This is a genomic window from Paraburkholderia sediminicola (assembly GCF_046027825.1).
Classification (GTDB): Bacteria; Pseudomonadota; Gammaproteobacteria; order Burkholderiales; family Burkholderiaceae; genus Paraburkholderia; species Paraburkholderia sediminicola_D.
On the sequence record NZ_JAQQDU010000010.1, the window covers coordinates 11,668 to 33,286 of the forward strand.

General features: G+C 62.3%; 14 protein-coding genes. 4 read left to right on the forward strand and 10 right to left on the reverse strand.

The features are described from left to right. The first annotated feature begins 5 nt into the window (after window positions 1–5). Together PQQ96_RS07580 and PQQ96_RS07585 are read left to right on the forward strand one after the other, a co-directional pair. On the forward strand, window positions 6–1,394 hold the full coding sequence (locus PQQ96_RS07580) for an L-serine ammonia-lyase (RefSeq protein ID WP_408290496.1): 1,389 nt from the start codon (window positions 6–8) through the stop codon (window positions 1,392–1,394). A 239-nt stretch (window positions 1,395–1,633) separates the two neighbouring features. After that, on the forward strand, window positions 1,634–3,343 hold the full coding sequence (locus tag PQQ96_RS07585; protein ID WP_408290497.1) for a thiamine pyrophosphate-binding protein: 1,710 nt from the start codon (window positions 1,634–1,636) through the stop codon (window positions 3,341–3,343). A 141-nt stretch (window positions 3,344–3,484) separates the two neighbouring features. On the opposite strand, the gene PQQ96_RS07590 is transcribed toward PQQ96_RS07585, so the two are convergent. Beyond that, window positions 3,485–4,633: a branched-chain amino acid ABC transporter substrate-binding protein gene (locus PQQ96_RS07590; protein WP_201071490.1), complete on the reverse strand. Its 1,149-nt coding sequence runs from the start codon at window positions 4,631–4,633 to the stop codon at window positions 3,485–3,487. Between the two features lie 87 nt (window positions 4,634–4,720). After that, window positions 4,721–8,650 carry a trifunctional transcriptional regulator/proline dehydrogenase/L-glutamate gamma-semialdehyde dehydrogenase gene (gene putA / locus PQQ96_RS07595; RefSeq protein WP_408290499.1) on the reverse strand — a complete coding sequence of 1,310 codons (3,930 nt, stop codon included), beginning with the start codon at window positions 8,648–8,650 and terminating at the stop codon, window positions 4,721–4,723. Between the two features lie 313 nt (window positions 8,651–8,963). Between putA and PQQ96_RS07600 the strand changes: the two genes are divergently transcribed. Further along, on the forward strand, window positions 8,964–9,137 hold the full coding sequence (locus PQQ96_RS07600; protein ID WP_408290501.1) for a hypothetical protein: 174 nt from the start codon (window positions 8,964–8,966) through the stop codon (window positions 9,135–9,137). 110 nt (window positions 9,138–9,247) lie between these two features. Here PQQ96_RS07600 and PQQ96_RS07605 read toward each other — a convergent pair whose 3' ends face one another. The 4 genes from PQQ96_RS07605 to hemE form a co-directional block, all read right to left on the reverse strand. After that, the gene (locus tag PQQ96_RS07605; RefSeq protein WP_408290503.1) at window positions 9,248–9,493 is read right to left on the reverse strand and encodes a hypothetical protein; all 246 of its coding nucleotides are present in this window, start codon (window positions 9,491–9,493) and stop codon (window positions 9,248–9,250) included. Further along, on the reverse strand, window positions 9,493–10,923 hold the full coding sequence (locus tag PQQ96_RS07610; RefSeq protein ID WP_408290505.1) for a YeiH family protein: 1,431 nt from the start codon (window positions 10,921–10,923) through the stop codon (window positions 9,493–9,495). Before PQQ96_RS07610 ends, PQQ96_RS07605 begins: the two co-directional genes overlap by 1 nt. Before the next feature lie 194 nt (window positions 10,924–11,117). After that, window positions 11,118–13,364: a primosomal protein N' gene (locus PQQ96_RS07615; protein ID WP_408290506.1), complete on the reverse strand. Its 2,247-nt coding sequence runs from the start codon at window positions 13,362–13,364 to the stop codon at window positions 11,118–11,120. A 464-nt stretch (window positions 13,365–13,828) separates the two neighbouring features. Then, entirely contained in the window at window positions 13,829–14,929 is a 1,101-nt protein-coding gene (gene hemE / locus PQQ96_RS07620; RefSeq protein WP_408290508.1) for a uroporphyrinogen decarboxylase, read from the reverse strand. 230 nt (window positions 14,930–15,159) lie between these two features. On the opposite strand from hemE, the gene PQQ96_RS07625 reads away from it, so the two are divergent. Beyond that, window positions 15,160–15,957 carry a transporter substrate-binding domain-containing protein gene (locus PQQ96_RS07625; protein WP_408290510.1) on the forward strand — a complete coding sequence of 266 codons (798 nt, stop codon included), beginning with the start codon at window positions 15,160–15,162 and terminating at the stop codon, window positions 15,955–15,957. Window positions 15,958–16,689: 732 nt separating this feature from the next. Here the strand turns inward: PQQ96_RS07625 and PQQ96_RS07630 are convergent. From PQQ96_RS07630 to atpG, 4 genes are all read right to left on the reverse strand, one after another. Continuing rightward, on the reverse strand, window positions 16,690–18,420 hold the full coding sequence (locus tag PQQ96_RS07630; RefSeq protein WP_408290511.1) for an AMP-binding protein: 1,731 nt from the start codon (window positions 18,418–18,420) through the stop codon (window positions 16,690–16,692). A gap of 183 nt (window positions 18,421–18,603) precedes the next feature. Then, window positions 18,604–19,029 (reverse strand): F0F1 ATP synthase subunit epsilon, encoded by a 426-nt coding sequence (locus PQQ96_RS07635; RefSeq protein ID WP_012434800.1) that lies wholly within the window; start codon window positions 19,027–19,029, stop codon window positions 18,604–18,606. A 199-nt stretch (window positions 19,030–19,228) separates the two neighbouring features. Next, window positions 19,229–20,623, reverse strand: coding sequence for a F0F1 ATP synthase subunit beta (atpD, locus tag PQQ96_RS07640; protein WP_074281813.1), 1,395 nt, complete (start codon window positions 20,621–20,623; stop codon window positions 19,229–19,231). Window positions 20,624–20,724: 101 nt separating this feature from the next. Next, complete coding sequence (atpG, locus tag PQQ96_RS07645; RefSeq protein ID WP_408290513.1) at window positions 20,725–21,609, reverse strand: F0F1 ATP synthase subunit gamma; 885 nt, start codon at window positions 21,607–21,609, stop codon at window positions 20,725–20,727. Window positions 21,610–21,619: the final 10 nt, after the last annotated feature.

The window sequence follows — 21,619 nt, forward strand, 5'->3', positions numbered from 1 at the left end:
AGTAAATGGCAGTTAGCGTGTTTGACCTCTTCAAAATCGGCATTGGTCCGTCCAGTTCGCATACGGTCGGGCCGATGCGCGCGGCGCTGATGTTCGCGCAAGGGCTCGAACGCGACGGGCTCCTTGCGGCGACGGCATCGGTGAAAGTGGATTTGTACGGCTCGCTCGGCGCGACCGGCAAGGGGCACGGTACCGATCGCGGCGTGATGCTCGGCCTGATGGGCGACGCGCCCGACACGGTCGACCCGGACACAATCGCGCAGCGTCTGGAAGCAGTGAAGGCGTCGCGCAAGCTCGCCTTGCTCGGCACGCACGACGTGCCCTTCGTCCAGAAAGATCACATTTCGTTTTATCGCCAGGCACTGGCCGAGCATCCGAACGGCCTGAAGCTGCGTGCGTTCGATGCGCAGGGCGAGACGCTGCGCGAGTCGACGTATCTGTCGGTGGGTGGCGGTTTTGTGGTGACGGCGGGCGCGCCGAACACGAAGGTGCTGAGCGCCGTCGAACAATTGCCGCATTCGTTCCGCAGCGGCAACGAATTGCTCGCGCTGTGCCACTCGACCGGTAAGAGCATCGCGCAATTGATGTGGGAAAACGAGCGCGTCTGGCATACGGAAGAAGAGACGCGTACGGGCCTGCTGAAGATCTGGAACGTGATGCAATCGTGCGTGGCGCGCGGTTGCGGCATCAACAATCCGGACGCAGACGGTACGTTGCCCGGTCCGTTCCAGGTGAAGCGCCGCGCACCGCAGTTGTATCGCGCGTTGTCGGGGAATCCCGAGCTGGCGCTGCGCGATCCACTGTCAATGGTCGACTGGATCAATCTCTACGCCATCGCCGTGAATGAAGAAAACGCGGCGGGCGGGCGCGTGGTCACGGCACCGACCAATGGCGCGGCCGGCATCATTCCCGCCGTGCTGCATTACTACACGCGCTTCATGCCGGGCTCGAACGAGCAGGGCGTGATCGATTTCCTGCTGACGGCTGCGGCCATCGGCATTCTGTACAAGCTGAACGCGTCGATTTCAGGCGCCGAAGTGGGGTGCCAGGGTGAAGTCGGCGTGGCCTGCTCGATGGCCGCGGGCGCGCTCGCGGCGGTGATGGGCGGCACGCCTGCGCAAGTCGAAAACGCGGCCGAAATCGGCATGGAGCATAACCTCGGTCTGACCTGCGATCCGGTCGGCGGGATGGTGCAGATTCCGTGTATCGAGCGCAACGCGATGGGCTCGGTGAAGGCCGTCAATGCCGCGCGAATGGCGCTGCGTGGTGACGGCACGCATTACGTGTCGCTGGATTCTGTGATCAAAACGATGATGCAGACCGGCGCGGATATGAAGACCAAGTACAAGGAAACCTCACGCGGCGGATTGGCGGTGAATATTGTGGAGTGTTGAGGGCGCTGTATTTCGCCGGCGGGTGTGCGGCGGATTGTGCGAATAACGACGCGGGCTTCGGCCCGCGTTTTCGTTTCCGCGATACCTGTGCCTCACAAATGCGGTTGCAGTGCGCCATGACATGGGATGCGCGGTCGGCGTAAGCTGTCGAGGCGCCCATCGACGTTATGCAAACCCGATGCGGCAACGACCCAACAGCACCGATCTCACCCATCGCAACGCCTGGAGGCTTCATCGCAATGTCGCTCGCTTCTGAATCTTCTTCTACCGCCCAAACCACTGGCGCGCGTCTCATCGTCGATGCGTTGCTGAGGCATGGCGTCGAACGTGTTTTCTGTGTTCCTGGTGAGAGCTTCCTCGCCGTACTCGATTCGTTGCACGACGAGACCGAACGCATTCAGACCATTGTCTGCCGTCACGAAGCGGCTGCGGCGAATATGGCCGAAGCGGTTGGCAAATTGACCGGTCGTCCGGGCGTCGCCATCGTGACGCGTGGGCCGGGTGCGACGCATGCATCGATTGGCGTGCACACCGCGTTTCAGGATTCGACGCCGATGATCCTGTTGATCGGTCAATGCGCGCGCGAACACCTCGACCGCGAGGCCTTCCAGGAAATCGACTACAGGCGCATGTTCGGACAGATGGCGAAATGGGTCGCGCAGATCGACGATCCGAAACGCATTCCCGAATATCTGAGCCATGCGTTTCACACGGCGACATCGGGACGGCCGGGACCGGTCGTGTTGTCGTTGCCGGAAGATGTGTTGAGCGACGCGTGTGAAGCCGTCGCCGGTGCGCCGAGGTATAAGCGTGTGGCGGCGTCGCCGTCCGCAGCGCAGATGGAAGAGCTGCGTCGATTGCTGGAAGGGGCGCAACGGCCGATGGTGATTGCAGGCGGCAGCGGTTGGACGTTGGCAGCATGTTCCGACCTGCAACGCTTTGTCGAGAATTGGCAATTGCCTGTCGGCCTCGCGTTCCGCTTCCAGGACACACTCGACAACGAGCACCCGAATTACGCCGGCGACGTCGGCCTCGGTGTCAATCCGGCGCTTGCTCAGCGTATCCGTGATGCGGACCTGCTACTCACGCTCGGTCCGCGACTAGGTGAAGCAACGACGAACGGTTACACGTTGCTCGACATTCCGAAGACCAAGCAGACGCTGGTGCATGTGCATCAAGGTGCGGAAGAGCTCGGGCGCGTGTATGCGGCGGATCTGCCGATTGTCTCTGGGATGCCTGAACTGGCGGCGCTGCTTGCAGCGCTAAAGCCGTCCTCCGGTAAGCTCGCATGGGACGGTGCGGCAGAGGAAGCGCATCAAGCGTATCTAGAGTGGCGCAAACCACGTCAAATTCCTGGCGACGTGCAAATGGGTGAAGTCATCCAACAGTTGCGCGCGCATCTACCGGACGACGCAATCCTCACGAACGGTGCGGGCAACTACGCCACGTGGCTGCATCGGCATTTCTCGTATCGGCATTTCCGCTCGCAACTCGCGCCGACCAGTGGCGCAATGGGCTATGGTGTACCGGCGGCGATTGCCGCGAAGTCGATGTACCCGCAACGTGCAGTGGTCGCTTTAGCCGGCGACGGCTGCTTCATGATGTCCGCGCAAGAACTCGCGACGGCGATGCAGTACGACCTGCATGTCATTTTTATCGTCGTGAATAACAGCCACTTCGGCACGATACGGATGCATCAGGAGCGGCACTATCCAAATCGTGTGCATGGCACGGGCCTCACGAATCCGGACTTCGCGGCGTTCGCGAGGTCGTTCGGCGCGCATGGTGAAACGGTCGAGCGGACTGAAGACTTTCTGCCAGCGTTACAGCGTTCGATCGAAGCCAAGCGTGCGGCAGTGATCGAGATCCGCATGCCGCAGGAGGCGAGCACGCCGGGCGCTACGTTGGAGCAGATTCGCGAGCAGGGGAGGAAGCTGCGAGGGGAATAATGAAGTTGCGTGGCGACCGGCACGCATAACGGAGCACCAAAGAAAAAGCCCTGCGGCTCAGAAGAACTGCAGGGCTTTTTTGTGCGTCGAGCGCCACGCCAAAACCACGCGCGGCACTCAAATGCTCATGCGGGAGACTGCTTACTTCCCGCCCACGCTTTGCAGCGTCGTCCACTTGCCGTCGACAACCTTGTACAGCGTGATGCCGCCGTTCTTCAGGTCGCCCTTGCCGTCATACGCGAGGTTCGCTGCCGTCACTGCCGGCATCGAGGTCTTCGCGAGCAACGGCAGGTACTTGGCCGGATCGGTCGAGTTAGCCTTCTTCATTGCGTCGAACATGGCCATCGCGCCGTCGTAAGCGTACGGCGAGTACGTCTGCACGTCTTCGTTGAAGCGCTTCTTGTACTTCGCGACGTAGTCCTTGCCACCCGGCATTTCTTCCAGCGGCAGGCCGGCCAGCGACGCCACCGTGCCGTTCGCTGCGTCACCCGCGAGCTGGATGAAAGTCGGCGTGTGGACCATTTCGCCGCCCATCAGCGGTGCCTTAATGCCCAGTTGCTTCATCTGCTTGACCATCGGTGCCGCTTGCGAATCCGCGCCGCCGTAGTAGACCATGTCCGGGTTGACCGACTTCAACTTGGTCAGAATCGACTTGAAGTCGACAGCCTTGTCGTTCGTGTATTCACGATCGACGATCTGGCCACCCGCAGCCTTCGCCGCCTTTTCGAACTGATCTGCCAGACCCTGGCCGTAAGCCGTGCGGTCGTCGACGATCACGATCTTCTTCATGCCCAGGGTCTTCACCGCGAACGTGCCGGCGACCGAACCTTGCTGCGTGTCGGACGTCATCATGCGGAACGTGGTCTTGAAGCCTTGTTGCGTGTACTCAGGCGCCGTCGCCATGGCGATTTCCGGGATGCCCGCGTTCGCGTAGATGCGCGAAGCCGGAATCGTGGTGCCCGAGTTGAAGTGGCCGAGCATGCCCTTGATGCCGTCATCCACCAGCTTTTGTGCAACGGTCGTACCGGTGCGCGGGTCAGCCTGGTCGTCGGCCGAATCCAGCACGAAGCGAACCTGCTTGCCACCGATCACCGGCTTGGTCGCGTTCATGTCTTCGACAGCCAGCGTGATGCCGTTCTGGAAATCCTTACCGTAGTGCGCCTGTGCGCCCGTCATCGGACCGGCAAAGCCGATCTTCACGTCTTCCGTCGATTGAGCGTTGGCCGTCCCCGCCAGCGACATTGCCGCAACCAGTGCTGCGCCTGCCAGCTGTTTCATCTTGTGTTGCATAGCTTCTCCTTGGTACCAGGTGTGGATGGAGCGGTTTCGGGGTCGCCGTACCGCTTCCGTTCTATTGAAAGGATCAATGAGGTTCGCTCAACCGATCGTCATCAAATTCGCATTACCGCCTGCTGCTGCCGTATTCACGCTGACCGAGCGTTCCGTCAACAGACGCTCGAGCGCGTAGTCCTCGTCGCCGCTTTCCAGCGCGCGAGCCGCGACGCCCTGCACCGAGACAATCGGCCCCGGACGTTTCGCGACTTCCTTCACCAGCGCCAGCAGTTCGTCGCTATCGCCTTCGAACAGCACGGCATCGAAAGGCGTATCGGCGCTCTTCTTCACGCTTGCGTAAGACTTCAACGCGGCAGGCAACTGGGACACCAATTGTTCACCAGCCGCGCCCTCGAACAACGCGCGATTTCCCGTAGCCAGCACCGCGGCAAACTGCACGCGCGCACCGCTCGCCGTCGAGGCGATACACAGCACCGTGCCGCGCGCGCCCAACGTGTACGTGTTGCGCTCGCCGGTGGGCCCAGACAATACCGCAGTTGCGCCCGCCGGCACATGCGACAGATAACCGTCGCAGCGTGCGGCCAGCACCGGCAGTTGTTCGCTGATCAGCCAGTCGCGCAGCGCCGTCAAAGCAGCGGACGGATTGTCGCTGTTTTCACCGGCTTGTGGTGCATCCACGATCAACGACTGCGCCAGCGACTTCGGCAAGCCAGCCGGACGCGTCGCCAACAGACGTTGCAGATACAGCGCGCCACCCGCTTTCGGTCCTGTGCCCGACAAACCTTCGCCACCGAACGGCTGAACACCCACCACCGCGCCGATCACATTGCGGTTCACGTAGATGTTGCCGACGTGCGCCCGACTGATCACGTGAGCGATGGTTTCATCGATCCGCGTGTGAATGCCGAGCGTCAGGCCGTAGCCGGTCGAGCGGATCTGTTCGAGCAGCTTGTCCAGCTGGCTGCGGCGGTAACGCACCACATGCAGCACCGGGCCAAACACTTCACGCTTCAATTCGTCGATGCTGTCGAGTTCGATCAGCGTCGGCGGAACAAACGTGCCTTGTGCGCCGCCTTCGGGCATCGGCAGTTGCTCGACCTTGCGGCCTTTCTCGCGCATCGCTGCGACGTGCGCGTCAATGCCGCGCTTTGCGTCGAGGTCGATCACCGGGCCGACGTCGATCGACAGGCGATCCGGATTACCCACCGACAGTTCGCGCATCGCGCCCGTCAGCATTTCCAGCGTGCGGTCCGCCACATCTTCCTGCAGACAAAGAACGCGCAACGCGGAACACCGTTGACCGGCGGAATCGAACGACGACTGCAGCACGTCCGCGACCACCTGTTCAGCCAACGCCGACGAATCGACGATCATCGCGTTCTGGCCGCCGGTTTCGGCGATCAGCGGAATCGGCTTGCCTTCCGGGTCGAGGCGGTTCGAGAGCGTCTTGTTGATCAGACGCGCGACTTCGGTCGAACCGGTGAACATCACCGCACGGGTGCGCGAATCGGCCACCAGCGCGGCGCCGACCGTTTCGCCGTCGCCCGGCAGCAGTTGCACCGCGCCCGCCGGCACGCCGGCTTCGCGCAGGATACGCACGGCTTGCGCGGCAATCAGCGGCGTTTGTTCGGCCGGCTTCGCGAGCACGGTGTTACCCGCTGCAAGCGCCGCGGCCACCTGACCCATGAAAATCGCCAGCGGGAAGTTCCACGGGCTGATACACACCACCGGACCAAGCGGGCGGTGCGTGTCGTTGGAGAATTCGTTGCGAATCTGCGTCGAGTAGTAGCGCAGGAAGTCGATCGCTTCGCGGATTTCCGCGACCGCGTTCGCCAGCGACTTACCGGCTTCACGCACCACGAGACCCATCAGCGTGTGCATCTGCGCTTCGAGCAGATCGGCGGCACGCGCCAGGCAATCGGCGCGGGCATCGACCGGTGTGGCTTGCCAGATCGGTGCGGCGGCGACCGCGTGGGCCAATGCGGCGCTCACGTGTTCCGACGTCGCCTCGACGACCGTACCGACGAGGTCGCGATGATCGGCGGGGTTCCGCACGTCACGTGCGACGCCGACGGCGATCTCGTTGTCTTCGAGCATCGGCGCGGCGCGCCACGGATGATGCGCGCTCGCCAGCAATGCCGACGACAGCGACGCCAAACGATGTTCATTCGACAGATCGAGGCCCATCGAATTGAGACGCTCTGCGCCAAACAGATTGCGCGGCAGCGGAATCTTCGCGTGCGGCGCGCCGAGCGGGGCGATCTTCGAGGCTTCGTCGACCGGGTCGGCAATCAGGTCCTTGATCGCGACATTTTCGTCGGCGATGCGATTCACGAACGACGTATTCGCGCCGTTTTCCAGTAGACGGCGCACGAGGTACGCGAGCAGCGTTTCATGCGTGCCGACCGGTGCATACACGCGGCACGGACGGTTCAGCTTGTCGCGACCGGTCACTTCCTCGTACAGCGGTTCACCCATGCCGTGCAGGCATTGGAACTCGTACTGGCCGGGGTAGTAGTTATTGCCCGCGAGGTGATAGATCGCCGACAGCGTGTGCGCGTTGTGCGTGGCGAACTGGGGATAGACCGCGTCCGGCGCGCCGAGCAACTTCTTCGCGCAGGCGACGTACGAGACATCGGTGTAAATCTTGCGCGTATAGACCGGATAGCCTTCGAGGCCGTCCACTTGCGCACGCTTGATTTCAGTATCCCAGTACGCGCCCTTCACAAGGCGGACCATGATGCGGTGACGGCTGCGGCGGGCCAGATCGATGATGTACTCGATCACGAACGGGCAGCGCTTCTGATACGCCTGCACCACAAAACCGATGCCGTTCCAGCCGGCCAGTTCCGGATCGAAGCACAGCGCTTCGAGCAGATCGAGCGAGATTTCGAGGCGGTCGGCTTCTTCGGCGTCGATGTTCAGGCCGATGTCGTAGCGGCGCGCGAGGATCGCCAAAGCGCGCACGCGCGGCAGCAACTCGCTCATTGTGCGTTCCTGCTGCGAACGCGAATAGCGTGCGTGCAACGCCGACAGCTTGATGGAAATGCCCGGGCCTTCGTAAATGCCGCGGCCGCCGGCAGCCTTGCCGATTGCGTGGATCGCCTGTTCGTACGAGGCGTAATAGCGCTGCGCGTCGGCTTCGGTCGTGGCGGCTTCGCCGAGCATGTCGTACGAGTAGCGGAAGCCGCGTGCTTCGTACTTGCGGCTATTCGCCAGCGCTTCGGAGATGTTCTCGCCCGTGACGAACTGCTCGCCCATCAGGCGCATCGCCATGTCGACGCCCTTGCGAATCAGCGGCTCGCCGCCCTTGCCGATCAGACGCGTAAGCGCCGACGAAAGGCTCGCCTCGCTGTTGGTCCCCACCAGTTTGCCGGTGATCATCAAGCCCCACGTTGCGGCATTGACGAACAGGGACGGCGCCTGGCCGACGTGCGACTTCCAGTCGCCCTTGCTGATCTTGTCGCGGATCAGCGCGTCGCGCGTGGCGCGATCCGGAATGCGCAGCAGCGCTTCGGCGAGGCACATCAGCGCGACGCCTTCCTGGCTCGACAGCGAGAACTCGTGGATCAGCCCTTCGACGCCGCCGCCCTTGCTCTTGGTGCGCAGCGTTTCGACCAGCTTGCCGGCCATCGCTTGCACGTCGCCCGCGAGGTTGGCCGGCAAACGCGCCTGGCCGAGCAGGAACGGCACGCATTCCGGTTCGGGACGGCGGTACGCCGCAGTGATCGCCGCGCGCAGCACCGATTGCGGTTGCACGTTCTGCGCGAATTCGAGGAACGGATGCGACGCACCGTCTTCCTCCTGCTCCACCGAGGCGCCGTCAGCCAGGTCGGCCAAGCCGGTGTGGCCTGACAATTCAGGCGGCAATTGGCCGTGTTCGATCTTTTCGAGGTATGCGAAGATCGCCTGCTTGATCAGCCAGTGCGGTGTGCGCTCGAGGCGGGTGGCGGCATCTTTCAGCCGGGAACGCAGGAGGTCGTCGACCTTGACGCCAAGGGTGGTGCTAGCCATGTTTCCTTCTTCGGATGCCAGACGAATTCGCTGGAGAAAGACTAAAAGTTGGGCGAATCGTACGCCTCCCAATAAAAAGGTGCAACCATGCGTCGCGCATGGTTGCACCTTTGTGAGAGCCCGATACGGCGGGGGTTTGCGCCGGATGGCGCTGCGCGTGGCAACGGCGGTTGCGATCAGTATTTTCCCTGGCGTGATTCTTTTCGCTTTTACCCTTATCAGATTCCTCGGCGCGCCGTTATACAGAACATGGATGGTCGCGGCCGCAAGGCACGCACATAAAAACGGTACGGGGTTTTAGAGGACTGGCGAAATGGAAAAGTGGTTGGCGATACTGGGCATCTGGGCGATGTGTGCGACGTGCGCTGTGCTGTTCATCCGAGGCGCGACGGGTGGCGCTTCGTCCCGGCGTGCGCTCGCAGAGGAGCGCGCGCGCCCCGCATCGCGTGCATCGGCGGGCGATACGCGAGCAGCGTTGAACGATTGAGTGGTTACTCCGGCGACTCGCGATAGCCATAGCGACGCCGGTCCCGACTGACACAACGAGCAGAAAATGCGCGCCGCCAGGTTCGACCGGCGGCCGCGCCAACGCGCACGTCAATGAGGTGGGATCGGCTCGAACTGCGCGCAAGCGTCGTCGGGCGAAACGAACTGGTCGTGCAGACGGCAAAGCCGGCTGTCCGCCACGCTCGCGCCAAACCCGGAACTGAACACGGCGAGACCCGGAATGCTCTGCTCCAGTGAATGCCGATCCTCGGCGCGATACCGGCAGCTTGCACAACGCGGCACACACGCGTCTCCGCGTGCCTGGGCCGTGCCGGCGATGCGAACTGCCGCGCTCATCACGTGCCCTGCCCCAAGCTATTCCAGTACGGTGCGAACACGTGCGCGGACAGCGCGTAGCCGATGGCGATATTGACCGCGACGCCCGCCGTGAAGGCCAGGAACGGCTTCACGCCAATGGACGTCAGCGAGCGCAGGCGTGTGGTCAACCCGATGCTCAGGAAACAGAACGTGAACGCCCACGTGCGCAGCGCGGTGATCGGCGCGACGAACTCGGGCGTGACGACCTTGCGGTAGTCAGCCAACGAGTAATGGCTCGCGATCCACGTCACCAGCGCCGACGCGATCACGAAACCGATCACGAATTTCGGAAAGCGCGCCCAGATCTCACCGGCGTGGGCCTTGGCTTTGACGCCGCTGTCCTGCGATTCCCAGCGGGTCGTCGCGACAATGGCCAGCACGAACGCCCAGATACCGATCCAGATATCGCGGCCGACCACCTTCATCAAGGTGAACGCCTGCAGCGACGCCTCGGGCGCGCCCGCAATCACGCCGCCCGCGTGCTTCGCGAAATCGCCATACGCCTGCGCGGCGGCGATGCCGGCGGCGTCGGCGAATTCGGACGTGCCGATCCAGGCGCCCGCCACCGCCGTCGATAGTCCGAGCGAACGCGATGCGAACGGCAGCACGAAGATCATCACGATGGCCCACAGCACGACCAGCGTGATCGCCACCGACGCCTGCTCGCGCTTGGCCCGCACCGCGCCGGCAATCGCAATCGCGGCCGACACGCCGCACACCGCGCCGCCCACACCGAGCACGGCCGCAAAACGCCGGTCTAGGCCGAGTGCCTTGGCGGCAAAGAAAATGACGAAAAAGGTGACGAGCGAGACGATAGTCGCTTGCCCGACCGCGATCGGCCCCGCCCACACCAGCAAGGTGAACGGCAGCGTCGCGCCGAGCAGCACGATGCCGACCTTGATGTAAAACTCCACGCGCAAGCCCGCTGAAAACCACTCGGGCAGCGTGAACACGTTCGAGATCAGCAGGCCGAGCGCGAGCGCCACCAGCGGCGGCTCGAGGTTGTACTTCGACGCATTGGCCCACGCGCCCAGCGTGAAAATCAGCGCCGATGCGATGAACAGGATCAGGAACGACGCCAGGAACGAGCCGACCCGCTGTTTCAGCGCTGCAAGGCTCACGCCGAAAAGCAACGCGAACCCGATGAACAACGCAGCATAGTTCGGCAGGTGCTTGCCGATGTCCTGCGCGGCTTGCGCCACGCTCGACCATTTGGCCGGCGCGACCGCCAGCCACTTGATGCTACTGCCCGAGGCGAACAGCCCCCAGGCGATGACGATGACTAACAGGCCGATCCAGACGGCCCACCAGTCTTCAGTCGAAAAAAGACCGCCGCCGTGCGCGCTATGGTCGCTTCGGTGCTTGCCGGGCGTAGCGCCGGTCGGCAGCGTTTGATTGGTATCGCTCATCGCAATGCCCCCGAGGTAGTTGAGGTGCATCGGCGCGGGAATTATTGAGTTTTGCTGAAGCATGCGCCGATTCGGCGAAATATAGGCGAGCGGCGTCGCAAAGCGAAACGACCATTCGCTCTATGAATATGACTTAAAGGAGTAACGCCCCCGGATGGTGCGGCATAAGGGCGTAGAGGCCTAGAGGCCAGGCGTCAGATATCGAGCGGGTCGACTTCGAGGTTCCAGCGCAGCACGCCTTTCAGGCCGCGCAGCATCGGTTGCCATGCGCGCAAGGTGGCCTGCAGCGCGCCCCGCGACGCGCTCTCGATCAGCAATTGCGCGCGATGCACGTGCATCACTTTGACGATGGTGAGCGGCACGGCGTCATAGACCGTCACGCGCCCGGCGGCCGGGATCTCTGTCAGCGCTGCGGCGGCCTGCTGCAGGAAGGCGATCGCGGCTTCAAGTGTGCGGCCCTCGGCGCGCAGCAAAGCCTGATACACGAACGGCGGCAGATGGGCGTCGCGCCGCTCGGCCAGCGTCGAATTGGCAAAGCCGACGTAGTCATGGCGCCCCAGCGCGTGATACAGCGCATGGCGCGGATAGCGCGTCTGCACCAGCACTTCGCCCGGCAACCCGGAGCGGCCCGCGCGACCGCTCACTTGCATCAATTGCGCAAAGAGGCGTTCGCTCGCGCGGAAGTCGTGGGAAAACAAGGCGGTGTCGGCGTTCAGCACGCCGACCAGCGAGACCCGCTGGAAGTCGTGGCCCTTCGAGATCATCTGCGTGCCGACGAGAATGTCGACCTCGCCGGCGTGCACATCGGAGAACAGCGCCTGCGCGCTGCCTTTACGGCGCGTGCTGTCAGCGTCGATACGCAACACACGGGCGCCGGGTACCGCGCTCGCCAGCGTTTCTTCGACGCGTTGCGTGCCGCGCCCCATCGGTGCAATGTCGACGTTGCCGCACTCCGGGCACGAACGTGGAATGCGCGATTCCCACCCACAGTGGTGGCAGCGCAGCGCGCGCTCGGGTTTGTGCAACACGACGTAGGCGCTGCAACGCGGACAGCCGGCCACCCAACCGCAGGCATCGCAGGCGAGCTGTGGCGCGTAGCCGCGCCGGTTCAGGAACACGAGACTTTGCTCACCGCGCTCGAGCCGCGCCTTCAAGGCCGAGATCAACGGCCCGGACAAACCCTCCACCGAGGCCCGCCCGCGCCTGCGCTCTTCTTCCAGATCGATCAGCCTGACGGTCGGCAGGACGGCCTCGGCGACGGCACGGCGCGACAGGGTGAGACGCTTATAACGCCCCTGATCCGCCTGCCACCAGCTTTCCAGCGACGGCGTGGCCGAACCGAGCACGACCGGCAAGCCGAGTTGCTTGGCGCGATAGATCGCCAGATCGCGTGCCGAATAGCGCAGACCTTCCTGCTGCTTATAGGCCGGGTCGTGTTCCTCGTCGACGACGATGACCGCCAGTTCCGGCAGCGAGGCGAGCACCGCCAGCCGCGTGCCGAGCACAATGCGGGCGCGTCCGGTATGCGCCGCGAACCAGTTGCGGGCGCGTTCGCCTTCCGCGAGGCCGCTGTGCAGCGTGACGATCGACGTGCCTTCGAGCGCGGCAAAACGCGCACGAAAGGCCGACTCGAACTGCGGCGTCAGATTGATTTCGGGGACGAGGACGAGCGCCTGCGCGTCGGGCTTCGCCGCCAGAATCTCGGCGAGCGCGCGCAGATACACCTCGGTCTTGCCGCTGCCCGTCACGCCATGCAGCAGGAACGGTGCGAAGCCGTTCGCGTCGCGGATCGCTTCGACTGCGCTCGCCTGTTCGTCGGTGAGGGTCGGCAGGGTGGGTGCGGGCGTATCCGGTGATGCGGGGGTGGCGAGCACCTCGGCGGCTTCGATCACCTCCAGCGCAACCCAGCCTTCGGCTTGCCATGCATCCAGGGTTGTGATGGCTTTGGGGTGGAGCGCGCGCGCGTCTCCAGCGATCAGAAATTCGGCCTCGGCCAAGGCCTGGGCAAGCTTGCGCAACGCGCTCGCGCGCGTGGGCAACGTTTCCGGCAACGCGGTGCGACCCGCCACCGTCAGGCTGTACCGCTCTTCCGGTGCGAACAGACGCGACCAGCGTGAGGCATCACGCAGGGCCTGCGGCAAGGCGGGCAGCGCCACTTCACCGAGGCCGCGTTGATAGTAGTCGGCGGCGAAAGCTGTGAGCGCGAGCCACTCGGCCGACACGGGCGGGCAGGCGGTGCAAACATGGCTGACCGCCCGCAGACGGTCAGCGGGCACGTCACTGTGAGTGGTCACTTCGCAGACGAGACCCACCACGTGACGCTTGCCGAACGGCACGCTCACCAGCATGCCCGGCGCGACGCGCTCGGGCGTGTCACAGCGGTAGTCGAACAAAGTCGGCAGCGGATGATCCAGCGCAACGCGGACGAACACGTCACTCACGCAGCGGGGTGGATCAGGTCAAGGGATGCGGTGCGACGCAGCGTCACGGTGCACATTGCGCAAACGGCGAACCCATCGAAGTTAAAGTAAAACTTCAATTTCGGCGCTAAGTTTTGGATTCGGCTGAACAATTGCAATCGGTCCGCGTGCCTGTGGATAACTTTGTTGAGAACTTCGTTCAGAAGGGCCGGGAACCGCGCCGCAGCGGCCTTCTGTGGGTTTCCGCTCATTTTGTCGCGACCCCGCGAAACCCTTGCCAGACAAGGCTTAGATCAAATGCGCCCGCAATGTGCAAGGGCCAGGGCACGACGAAAGCTTCTACCGCGCCGCAGCGTGATCAATGTGCATAAGTCAAGTCTTGACTTTCGCGGGACCGCCATCTGACGGCCCGTTGACTACAAATATTCCCTTAGAGCGAGAGCCCAGTTCGCTGCGTTGCAGCAAAAATGACAACGTTTACGGCGTCAGCTTGGTGCATGCGCACCGCTGCGAATCGCGCGGCTATGACGATGGACTTCGTCCACGAGTTCGGCAACATTCTCCGGCGGCGTGAATTGCGAAATGCCGTGGCCGAGATTGAAAACGTGGCCAGGATGATTGCCGAAGCTGTCGAGCACGGCGCGCGCTTCCATGCGGATCGCAGCCGGCGGCGCAAATAGCACCGAAGGATCGATATTGCCTTGCAGCGCCACCTTGCTACCCACGCGCTCGCGTGCCTGGCTCAAGTTCACCGTCCAGTCGAGGCCGACCGCGTCCACGCCAATATCGGCGATCTCGTCGAGCCACAACCCGCCGCCCTTCGTGAAGGTGATCACCGGCACCTTTTCGCCGTCGTGATCGCGTTTCAACTGGCTCACAACCTGCTGGATGTACTGCAGCGAAAAGCGTTGGTAGATGCCGTCCGCGAGCGCCCCGCCCCACGTGTCGAAAATCATCACGGCTTGCGCGCCGGCTTCGATCTGCGCATTCAGGTACGCCGCCACCGACTTCGCATTGACGTCGAGAATACGGTGCATCAGGTCCGGGCGTGCGTACAACATCGATTTGACCGTGCGGAAGTCCGCCGAACCGCTCCCTTCCACCATGTAACACGCCAGCGTCCAGGGGCTGCCCGAAAAACCGATCAGCGGCACGCGTTGACCGCCTTGCGCGTCGGTGAGTGCGGTGCGGATTTCGCGCACCGCGTCGGTTACGTAGCGCAGCGTGGCGTCGATATCCGGCACCGCGAGGCGTGCCACATCCTCTTCCGTGCGCACCGGCCGGGCGAATTTCGGACCTTCGCCCGCAACGAATTCGAGACCCAGGCCCATTGCGTCCGGCACCGTCAGAATGTCGGAGAACAGGATCGCGGCGTCGAGCGGATAGCGCTCGAGCGGCTGCAGCGTGACTTCCGTTGCGTACGCCGGGTTCTTCGCCAGACCGAGGAAACTGCCCGCGCGAGCCCGCGTGGCGTTGTATTCCGGCAGATAGCGGCCAGCCTGCCGCATCAGCCAGATCGGCGTGTAGTCGGTCGGCTGGCGCAGCAGCGCGCGCAGGAAAGTGTCGTTCAGGAGTTTATGGGCCACGTTGCGTACGACTGAAGGCAAAGGGGCATTTTACCGGACCCGGCTCGTCGCATCGCGCTTGATGCGGGCAATAACTGTCGCGCACCTTACTTGCGGCCGGCTTCTTTGCTGCCCCGTGCGGCGTCATGACTCAGCTGAACGGCTAATGTTCAAGCGTGAATTGCCGGGCTATCATCCGACGGCCTTACCAAACAATTACGCACAAAATTACGCATAAGCAAGGAGACTCGATGAACAAGGCTGCACTCGCACTGCTCGGCGTATTGGCCGGTGTTTTGATGCACACGGGCGTGGCCCAGGCGCAGACCAGCGCTACCGCCGCAGCACCCTCGCGGCTCGATGAAATCCTCGCGCGCGGCACGTTGCGCGCCTGTACGACCGGCGACTACAAACCCTACTCGTTTTACAAGGCAGACGGTCAGTTCGAAGGCATCGATATCGACATGGCCGAATCGCTCGCCAAATCGCTCGGCGTAAAGGCGGAATTCGTCAAGACGTCGTGGCCAAACCTGATGAACGACTTCGTCGCGAAGTGCGACATCGGGGTGGGCGGTGTTTCGCCGACGCTGGAGCGCCAGAAGCGCGCGTTTTTCACCCAGGCGTACATGATCGACGGCAAGACGCCGATTGTTCGGTGTGACGACGTCAACAAGTACCAGACGGTGGCGCAGATCGACCAGCCGGCGACCCGTGTGATCGTCAATCCGGGCGGCACCAACGAACGCTTCGCCAAACAGTATTTCCCGCACGCGAACCTGACCGTCTACCCGGACAACGTCACGATCTTCAAACAGATCCTTGCCGGCAAGGCCGACGTGATGGTGACGGATGCGTCCGAGACCTTGTTGCAGCAAAAGCTGAATCCGGGTCTTTGCTCGGTGCATCCGGACAAGCCGTTCCAGTACGGCGAGAAGGCCTGGTTGCTGCCGCGCGGCGATGTGACGTTCCAGCAATACGTCGACCAGTGGCTGCACCTTGCGCGCGCGACCGGCGAGTATCAGGCGATCTCGGACAAGTGGCTGAAGTAGAAGGATTGTTGGGAGACGGCCGAGTGCTTCCCCCATGCGTGAAATGCCGCATTGCAGCACGATCGCTTGGCCGTGAACAATGCTGCCTGCTGACGCTGGGAGGGCCTGTAACACGGCCCATCCTTTCGAAAAAAGATGAGCGTGCAACCATTTCATGCGGAATCGACTGAACGGATTGCGCTGCACTATGCGTCGCGAATAGCATCAATCAGCCGTATGAAATTGCCTGTCAGTCATCGGTAAAAATTACGTTTAAAACGTTTAAAATTGGAAATAAGTCCCGTGGCGCCTTATCGGACGGGCGTTACAACCTGAAACACTTTGTTACCGCGCTCGTAGGTTAATTCGCCCACAATGCCCTCAACGGTTTCAACACGGATGTGGCTGGGTGCGTGGTGTGAGCGGATACGATGCACTTGCCGGTCGGCGTATGCCGAAGCCCTGTGAAGGGGCATCCCTGCTGGGGCCGTAGTCGACGCAGGGTCGTCGTCTCAGTTGGTTCCATCTTTGGTCTCCTCGCGCTAACCCCGTAGCGTGTGGTTTTTAGCGGGCTCCAGGCCCGCTTTTTTTTCGTCTGGTCAAACGTTTGCGAGCTTCCTGGCAGGCTGATTTTTCGGCTGATCCAGCCGCCTGATTTGCTGCCTGCAGAGCTCATTCCAATGCAAACGGTTTTCCCAAAAATGCCGGCCGGCGTCGCGCGAATTCACGTGCGGCGCCCGACCCGCATAGCCATCAGGCCGTCTTGTCTTCCTTCACCTTCAACTCGCTGATCATCCGTTCGCGCATGATGAATTTCTGCACTTTGCCGGTCACCGTCATCGGCAGTTCGTCGACGAAGCGGATGTACTTCGGCACCTTGTAATGCGCGATCTGGCCCTGGCAGAACTGCTGGATGTCCTCAGCTGTGGCCTGCTCGCCTGAGCGCAATACAATCCAGGCACATACTTCCTCGCCGTACTTCGCGTCGGGCACGCCAAACACCTGCACGCTCTGGATCTTCGGATGGCGGAACAGAAACTCTTCGATTTCCCGCGGATAGATGTTTTCGCCCCCGCGGATCAGCATGTCCTTCAGGCGGCCGACGATGTTGCAGTAGCCTTCGGCGTCGAGCGTTGCCAGATCGCCGGTATGCATCCAGCCGTCGACGATGCTTTCCCGCGTCTTTGCTTCGTCACCCCAGTAGCCTTGCATCACCGAATAGCCCTTGGTGCACAGTTCGCCCGTCTCGCCCACCGGCACGATCGCGCCGAGCGGATCGACGATCTTCACTTCCAGATGCGGCTGGATACGGCCGACCGTCGTGGTGCGCTTGTCGAGTGGGTCGGTGGTCGAACTCTGGAAGGACACCGGACTCGTTTCCGTCATGCCGTAGGCAATGGTGATCTCGTTCAGATGCATCTTCGAGACGACCTTCTTCATCGTCTCGATCGGGCACGGCGAGCCGGCCATGATGCCGGTACGCAGACGCGAGAAGTCATAGGTGGCGAAGGTCGGATGATCGAGTTCCGCGATGAACATGGTCGGCACCCCGTGCAGCGCGGTGCACTGCTCCTCGGCGACGGCCGCGAGAGTCGCGGCCGGGTCGAAGCCCTCGCCCGGGAAGACCATGTTCGCGCCGACCGATACGCACGCCAGCACCGCCAGCACCATGCCGAAGCAGTGATAGAGCGGGACAGGAATGCACAGGCCGTCCTGCTCGGTTAGACGCATCGCCATCGCGATATAGCGCGCGTTGTTGACGACATTGCTGTGGGTCAGCGTGGCGCCCTTCGGATTGCCTGTCGTGCCGCTGGTGAATTGGATGTTGATCGGCTCGTGGCAAGACAGCGTCGCACCGATGGCATCGAGTTTCGCGACGTCGAGTGTCGCGCGGCCCTGCTCGATCACGTCGGAGAAGGTCAGCATGCCGGGCGTTTCCGTGTCGCACATGCGGATCACGTAGCGAAGATCCGGCAGGCGAGCGGCGTGCAGTTCGCCCGGCGCTTGCGTCGCCAGTTCCGGCGCGAGTTCCTGCAGCATCTCGAGGTACATCGACGTCTTGAACCGCTCGGCCGAGATGATCGCCTTGCATGCGACCTTGTTCAGCGCGTATTCGAGCTCCGCGAGCCGATAGGCCGGGTTGATGTTGACGAGCACGGCGCCGATGCGCGCGGTCGCGAACTGCGTGAGCAGCCATTCCACCCGGTTCGGTGACCAGATGCCGACGCGGTCACCCTTCTCAATGCCGAGCGCGAGGAGCCCGGACGCCAACACGTCCACTTCTTCGGCGAACTCCTTCCATGTCCAGCGAATTCCTTGCTCACGAAACACCACGGCCGGGCGGTCAGGGAAGCGCGCGGCGGTGTTCTGCAGAAATTGTCCGAGCGGCGCTTCGCTCAACGGAATCTCGGTCGATCCGCGAACATACGACAGATTGTCTTTGGGTTCGATGAGTGCGCCTTCGCCTGACATGTGCGTTGCCATGGTGTTGTCTCCGTGAGCGGAAGCTCGCCCATTCGATTGAAATGAATTTGAAACCGATTGTGCCACCGGCTCGCAACAACCCGCTACGAGCAAAACCCGAATTTCCCTTACCTTTCCGTAAACGTCAAGTCGAGGTCAAAAAAAAGCAGCCACAAAGGCTGCTTTCTCTCTGATACGTGATGCTTAGTTCTGACCGCGCAGCTTGCGCAGACGCTGGATCGCAGCGAGTTGAGCCGTTGCGTACGCCAGTTCCGCTTGCGCGGTAGCGTATTCGAGGTTCGAACCCGTGTTCTGCAGCGCTTCTTCCGCGCGCTTGCGTGCATCTTCGGCCTTGGCTTCGTCGAGATCCTTACCGCGGATCGCCGTGTCGGCGAGAACCGTCACAGCGCCAGGCTGGATTTCGAGAATGCCGCCGGCGACGAACACGAACTCTTCTTCACCGTTTTCAGCTTCGATGCGCACCGCACCCGGACGAATCCGCGTGATGAGCGGCGTGTGGCCCGGCAGAATACCGAGTTCACCCGCTTCGCCCGGCAGCGCGACGAACTTCGCCTGGCCCGAGAAGATCTGCTCTTCCGCGCTGACGACGTCTACTTTAATGGTTGCCATATCGACTCCTGTTGCGACCCGAGTTAGCGCTTTAGCGCTTACTCGGGTCCCATGCAAGGCACGACCAGAGTTGGCGCTTTAGCGCTCGCTCTGGTCCCATGCAAGGCTGTTGAGCGTAGTAAGAGGCGCCGGCTTTGCGTGCCGGTACAGTTAGTACCGATCCGCGCGAGGCCGGCGCCCGCTTCGTTACACCCGACCTTTACTGGATCTTCTTGGCCTTTTCGAAGGCTTCGTCGATCGTGCCGACCATGTAGAACGCTTGTTCCGGCAGATGGTCGCACTCACCTTCAACGATCATCTTGAAGCCACGAATCGTTTCCTTCAACGGCACGTACTTGCCCGGCGAGCCCGTGAACACTTCAGCGACGTGGAACGGCTGCGACAGGAAACGCTGGATCTTACGAGCGCGCGCCACGGCGAGCTTGTCTTCCGGCGCCAGTTCGTCCATGCCCAGAATCGCGATAATGTCGCGCAATTCCTTGTAGCGCTGCAGCGTTTGCTGCACACCGCGCGTGATTGCGTAGTGCTCTTCGCCGATCACGTTCGGGTCGATCTGACGCGAGGTCGAATCGAGCGGGTCCACTGCCGGGTAGATACCCAGCGAAGCGATGTCACGCGACAACACGACGGTTGCGTCCAGGTGGCCGAAAGTCGTAGCCGGCGACGGGTCGGTCAAGTCATCCGCAGGGACGTACACGGCCTGAACCGACGTGATCGAGCCGGTCTTGGTCGACGTAATACGCTCTTGCAGCTTACCCATTTCTTCAGCCAGCGTCGGCTGATAGCCCACTGCCGACGGCATACGGCCGAGCAGTGCCGACACTTCCGTGCCTGCCAGCGTGAAACGGTAGATGTTGTCGACGAAGAACAGCACGTCGAGACCTTCGTCACGGAAGTGCTCAGCCATCGTCAGACCGGTCAGCGCAACGCGCAGACGGTTGCCCGGCGGCTCGTTCATCTGGCCGTACACCAGCGCGACCTTGTCGAGAACGTTCGAGTCCTTCATTTCGTGATAGAAGTCGTTCCCTTCGCGGGTACGCTCGCCAACACCGGCGAACACGGAGTAACCACCGTGTTCCTTAGCGATGTTGTTGATCAGTTCCATCATGTTCACGGTCTTGCCCACGCCGGCGCCACCGAACAGGCCAACCTTACCGCCCTTGGCGAACGGGCAGATCAGGTCGATAACCTTGATGCCGGTTTCGAGCAGTTCCGTCGACGGCGACAGTTCGTCGAACGCCGGAGCCTTCTGGTGAATACCGCGAACCACGTCCGAGTTGATCGGGCCGGCTTCGTCGATCGGGCGACCCAGCACGTCCATGATCCGGCCGAGGGTCGGCTTGCCAACCGGCACGCTGATCGGCTTGCCGGTGTTCTTCACCGTCGTACCGCGGCGCAGACCGTCCGAGGCACCCAGACAGATGGTACGGACAACGCCGTCGCCCAGCTGCTGCTGGACTTCGAGGGTCAGTTCCGAACCTTCGAGAATGAGCGCGTCGTAAATCTTCGGCATGTCCGAACGCGGGAATTCCACGTCGATCACCGCGCCGATGCACTGTACGATCTTGCCTTCTACCAAAGCAGTAGTACTCATCGCATTTCCTTTAGATACTCAATTCTTCACTCGCGCAAAGGCGCAGTTTCGGTGGGTGCGCCACACCGGCGCACTCGAAGCGGCGTGCCTGACCGTTAGGGTCAGACTGCCGCTGCACCACCGACGATTTCCGACAGTTCTTTCGTGATCGCGGCCTGACGGCTCTTGTTGTACACGAGCTGCAGTTCGTTGATGACCGTCTTCGCGTTGTCCGAAGCGGCCTTCATTGCGACCATTCGTGCCGACTGCTCCGATGCCATGTTTTCCGCGACGGCCTGATAGACCAGCGCTTCGACATAACGCACCAGCAGTTCGTCAACCACCGCCTGTGCATCCGGCTCGTAGATGTAGTCCCACTGTGTGCTCGGTGTCGTGCCGTCTTCGTCCTTGCGCTCGAACTGGTCTGCCGACAGCGGCAGCAGTTGCTCGATCACCGGCTCCTGCTTCATCGTATTGACGAAGCGCGTGTACGCGAGGTACACCGCCGAAACCTTACCTTCCGAGTACAGGTCGAGCTGCACCTTCACCGCGCCGATCAGCTTTTCCAGATGCGGCGTGTCGCCCAGATGCACGACATTCGACACCACCTTGGCGCGCAGACGGTTCAGGAAACCCAGACCCTTGGTGCCGATCGCAGTTGCCTCGATCGTCTTGCCCTGAGCTTCCAGTTCCTTGAACTTCTGGACCGACGCACGCAGCACGTTGGTGTTCATCCCGCCGCACAAACCTTTATCGGTCGTGACGAGGATGATGCCGGCCATTTTCGCGCCTTCGTTCGACACCATGAACGGGTGACGATACTCGGGGTTCGCACGGCTCATGTGCGCAGCGATGTCGCGGACCTTGTCGGCATACGGGCGAGCAGCGCGCATGCGCTCCTGAGCGCGGCGCATCTTCGATGCGGCCACCATCTCCATCGCTTTCGTGATCTTGCGCGTGTTTTGCACGCTCTTGATCTTGCCGCGAATTTCCTTCATTCCAGCCATTGCTTGCTCC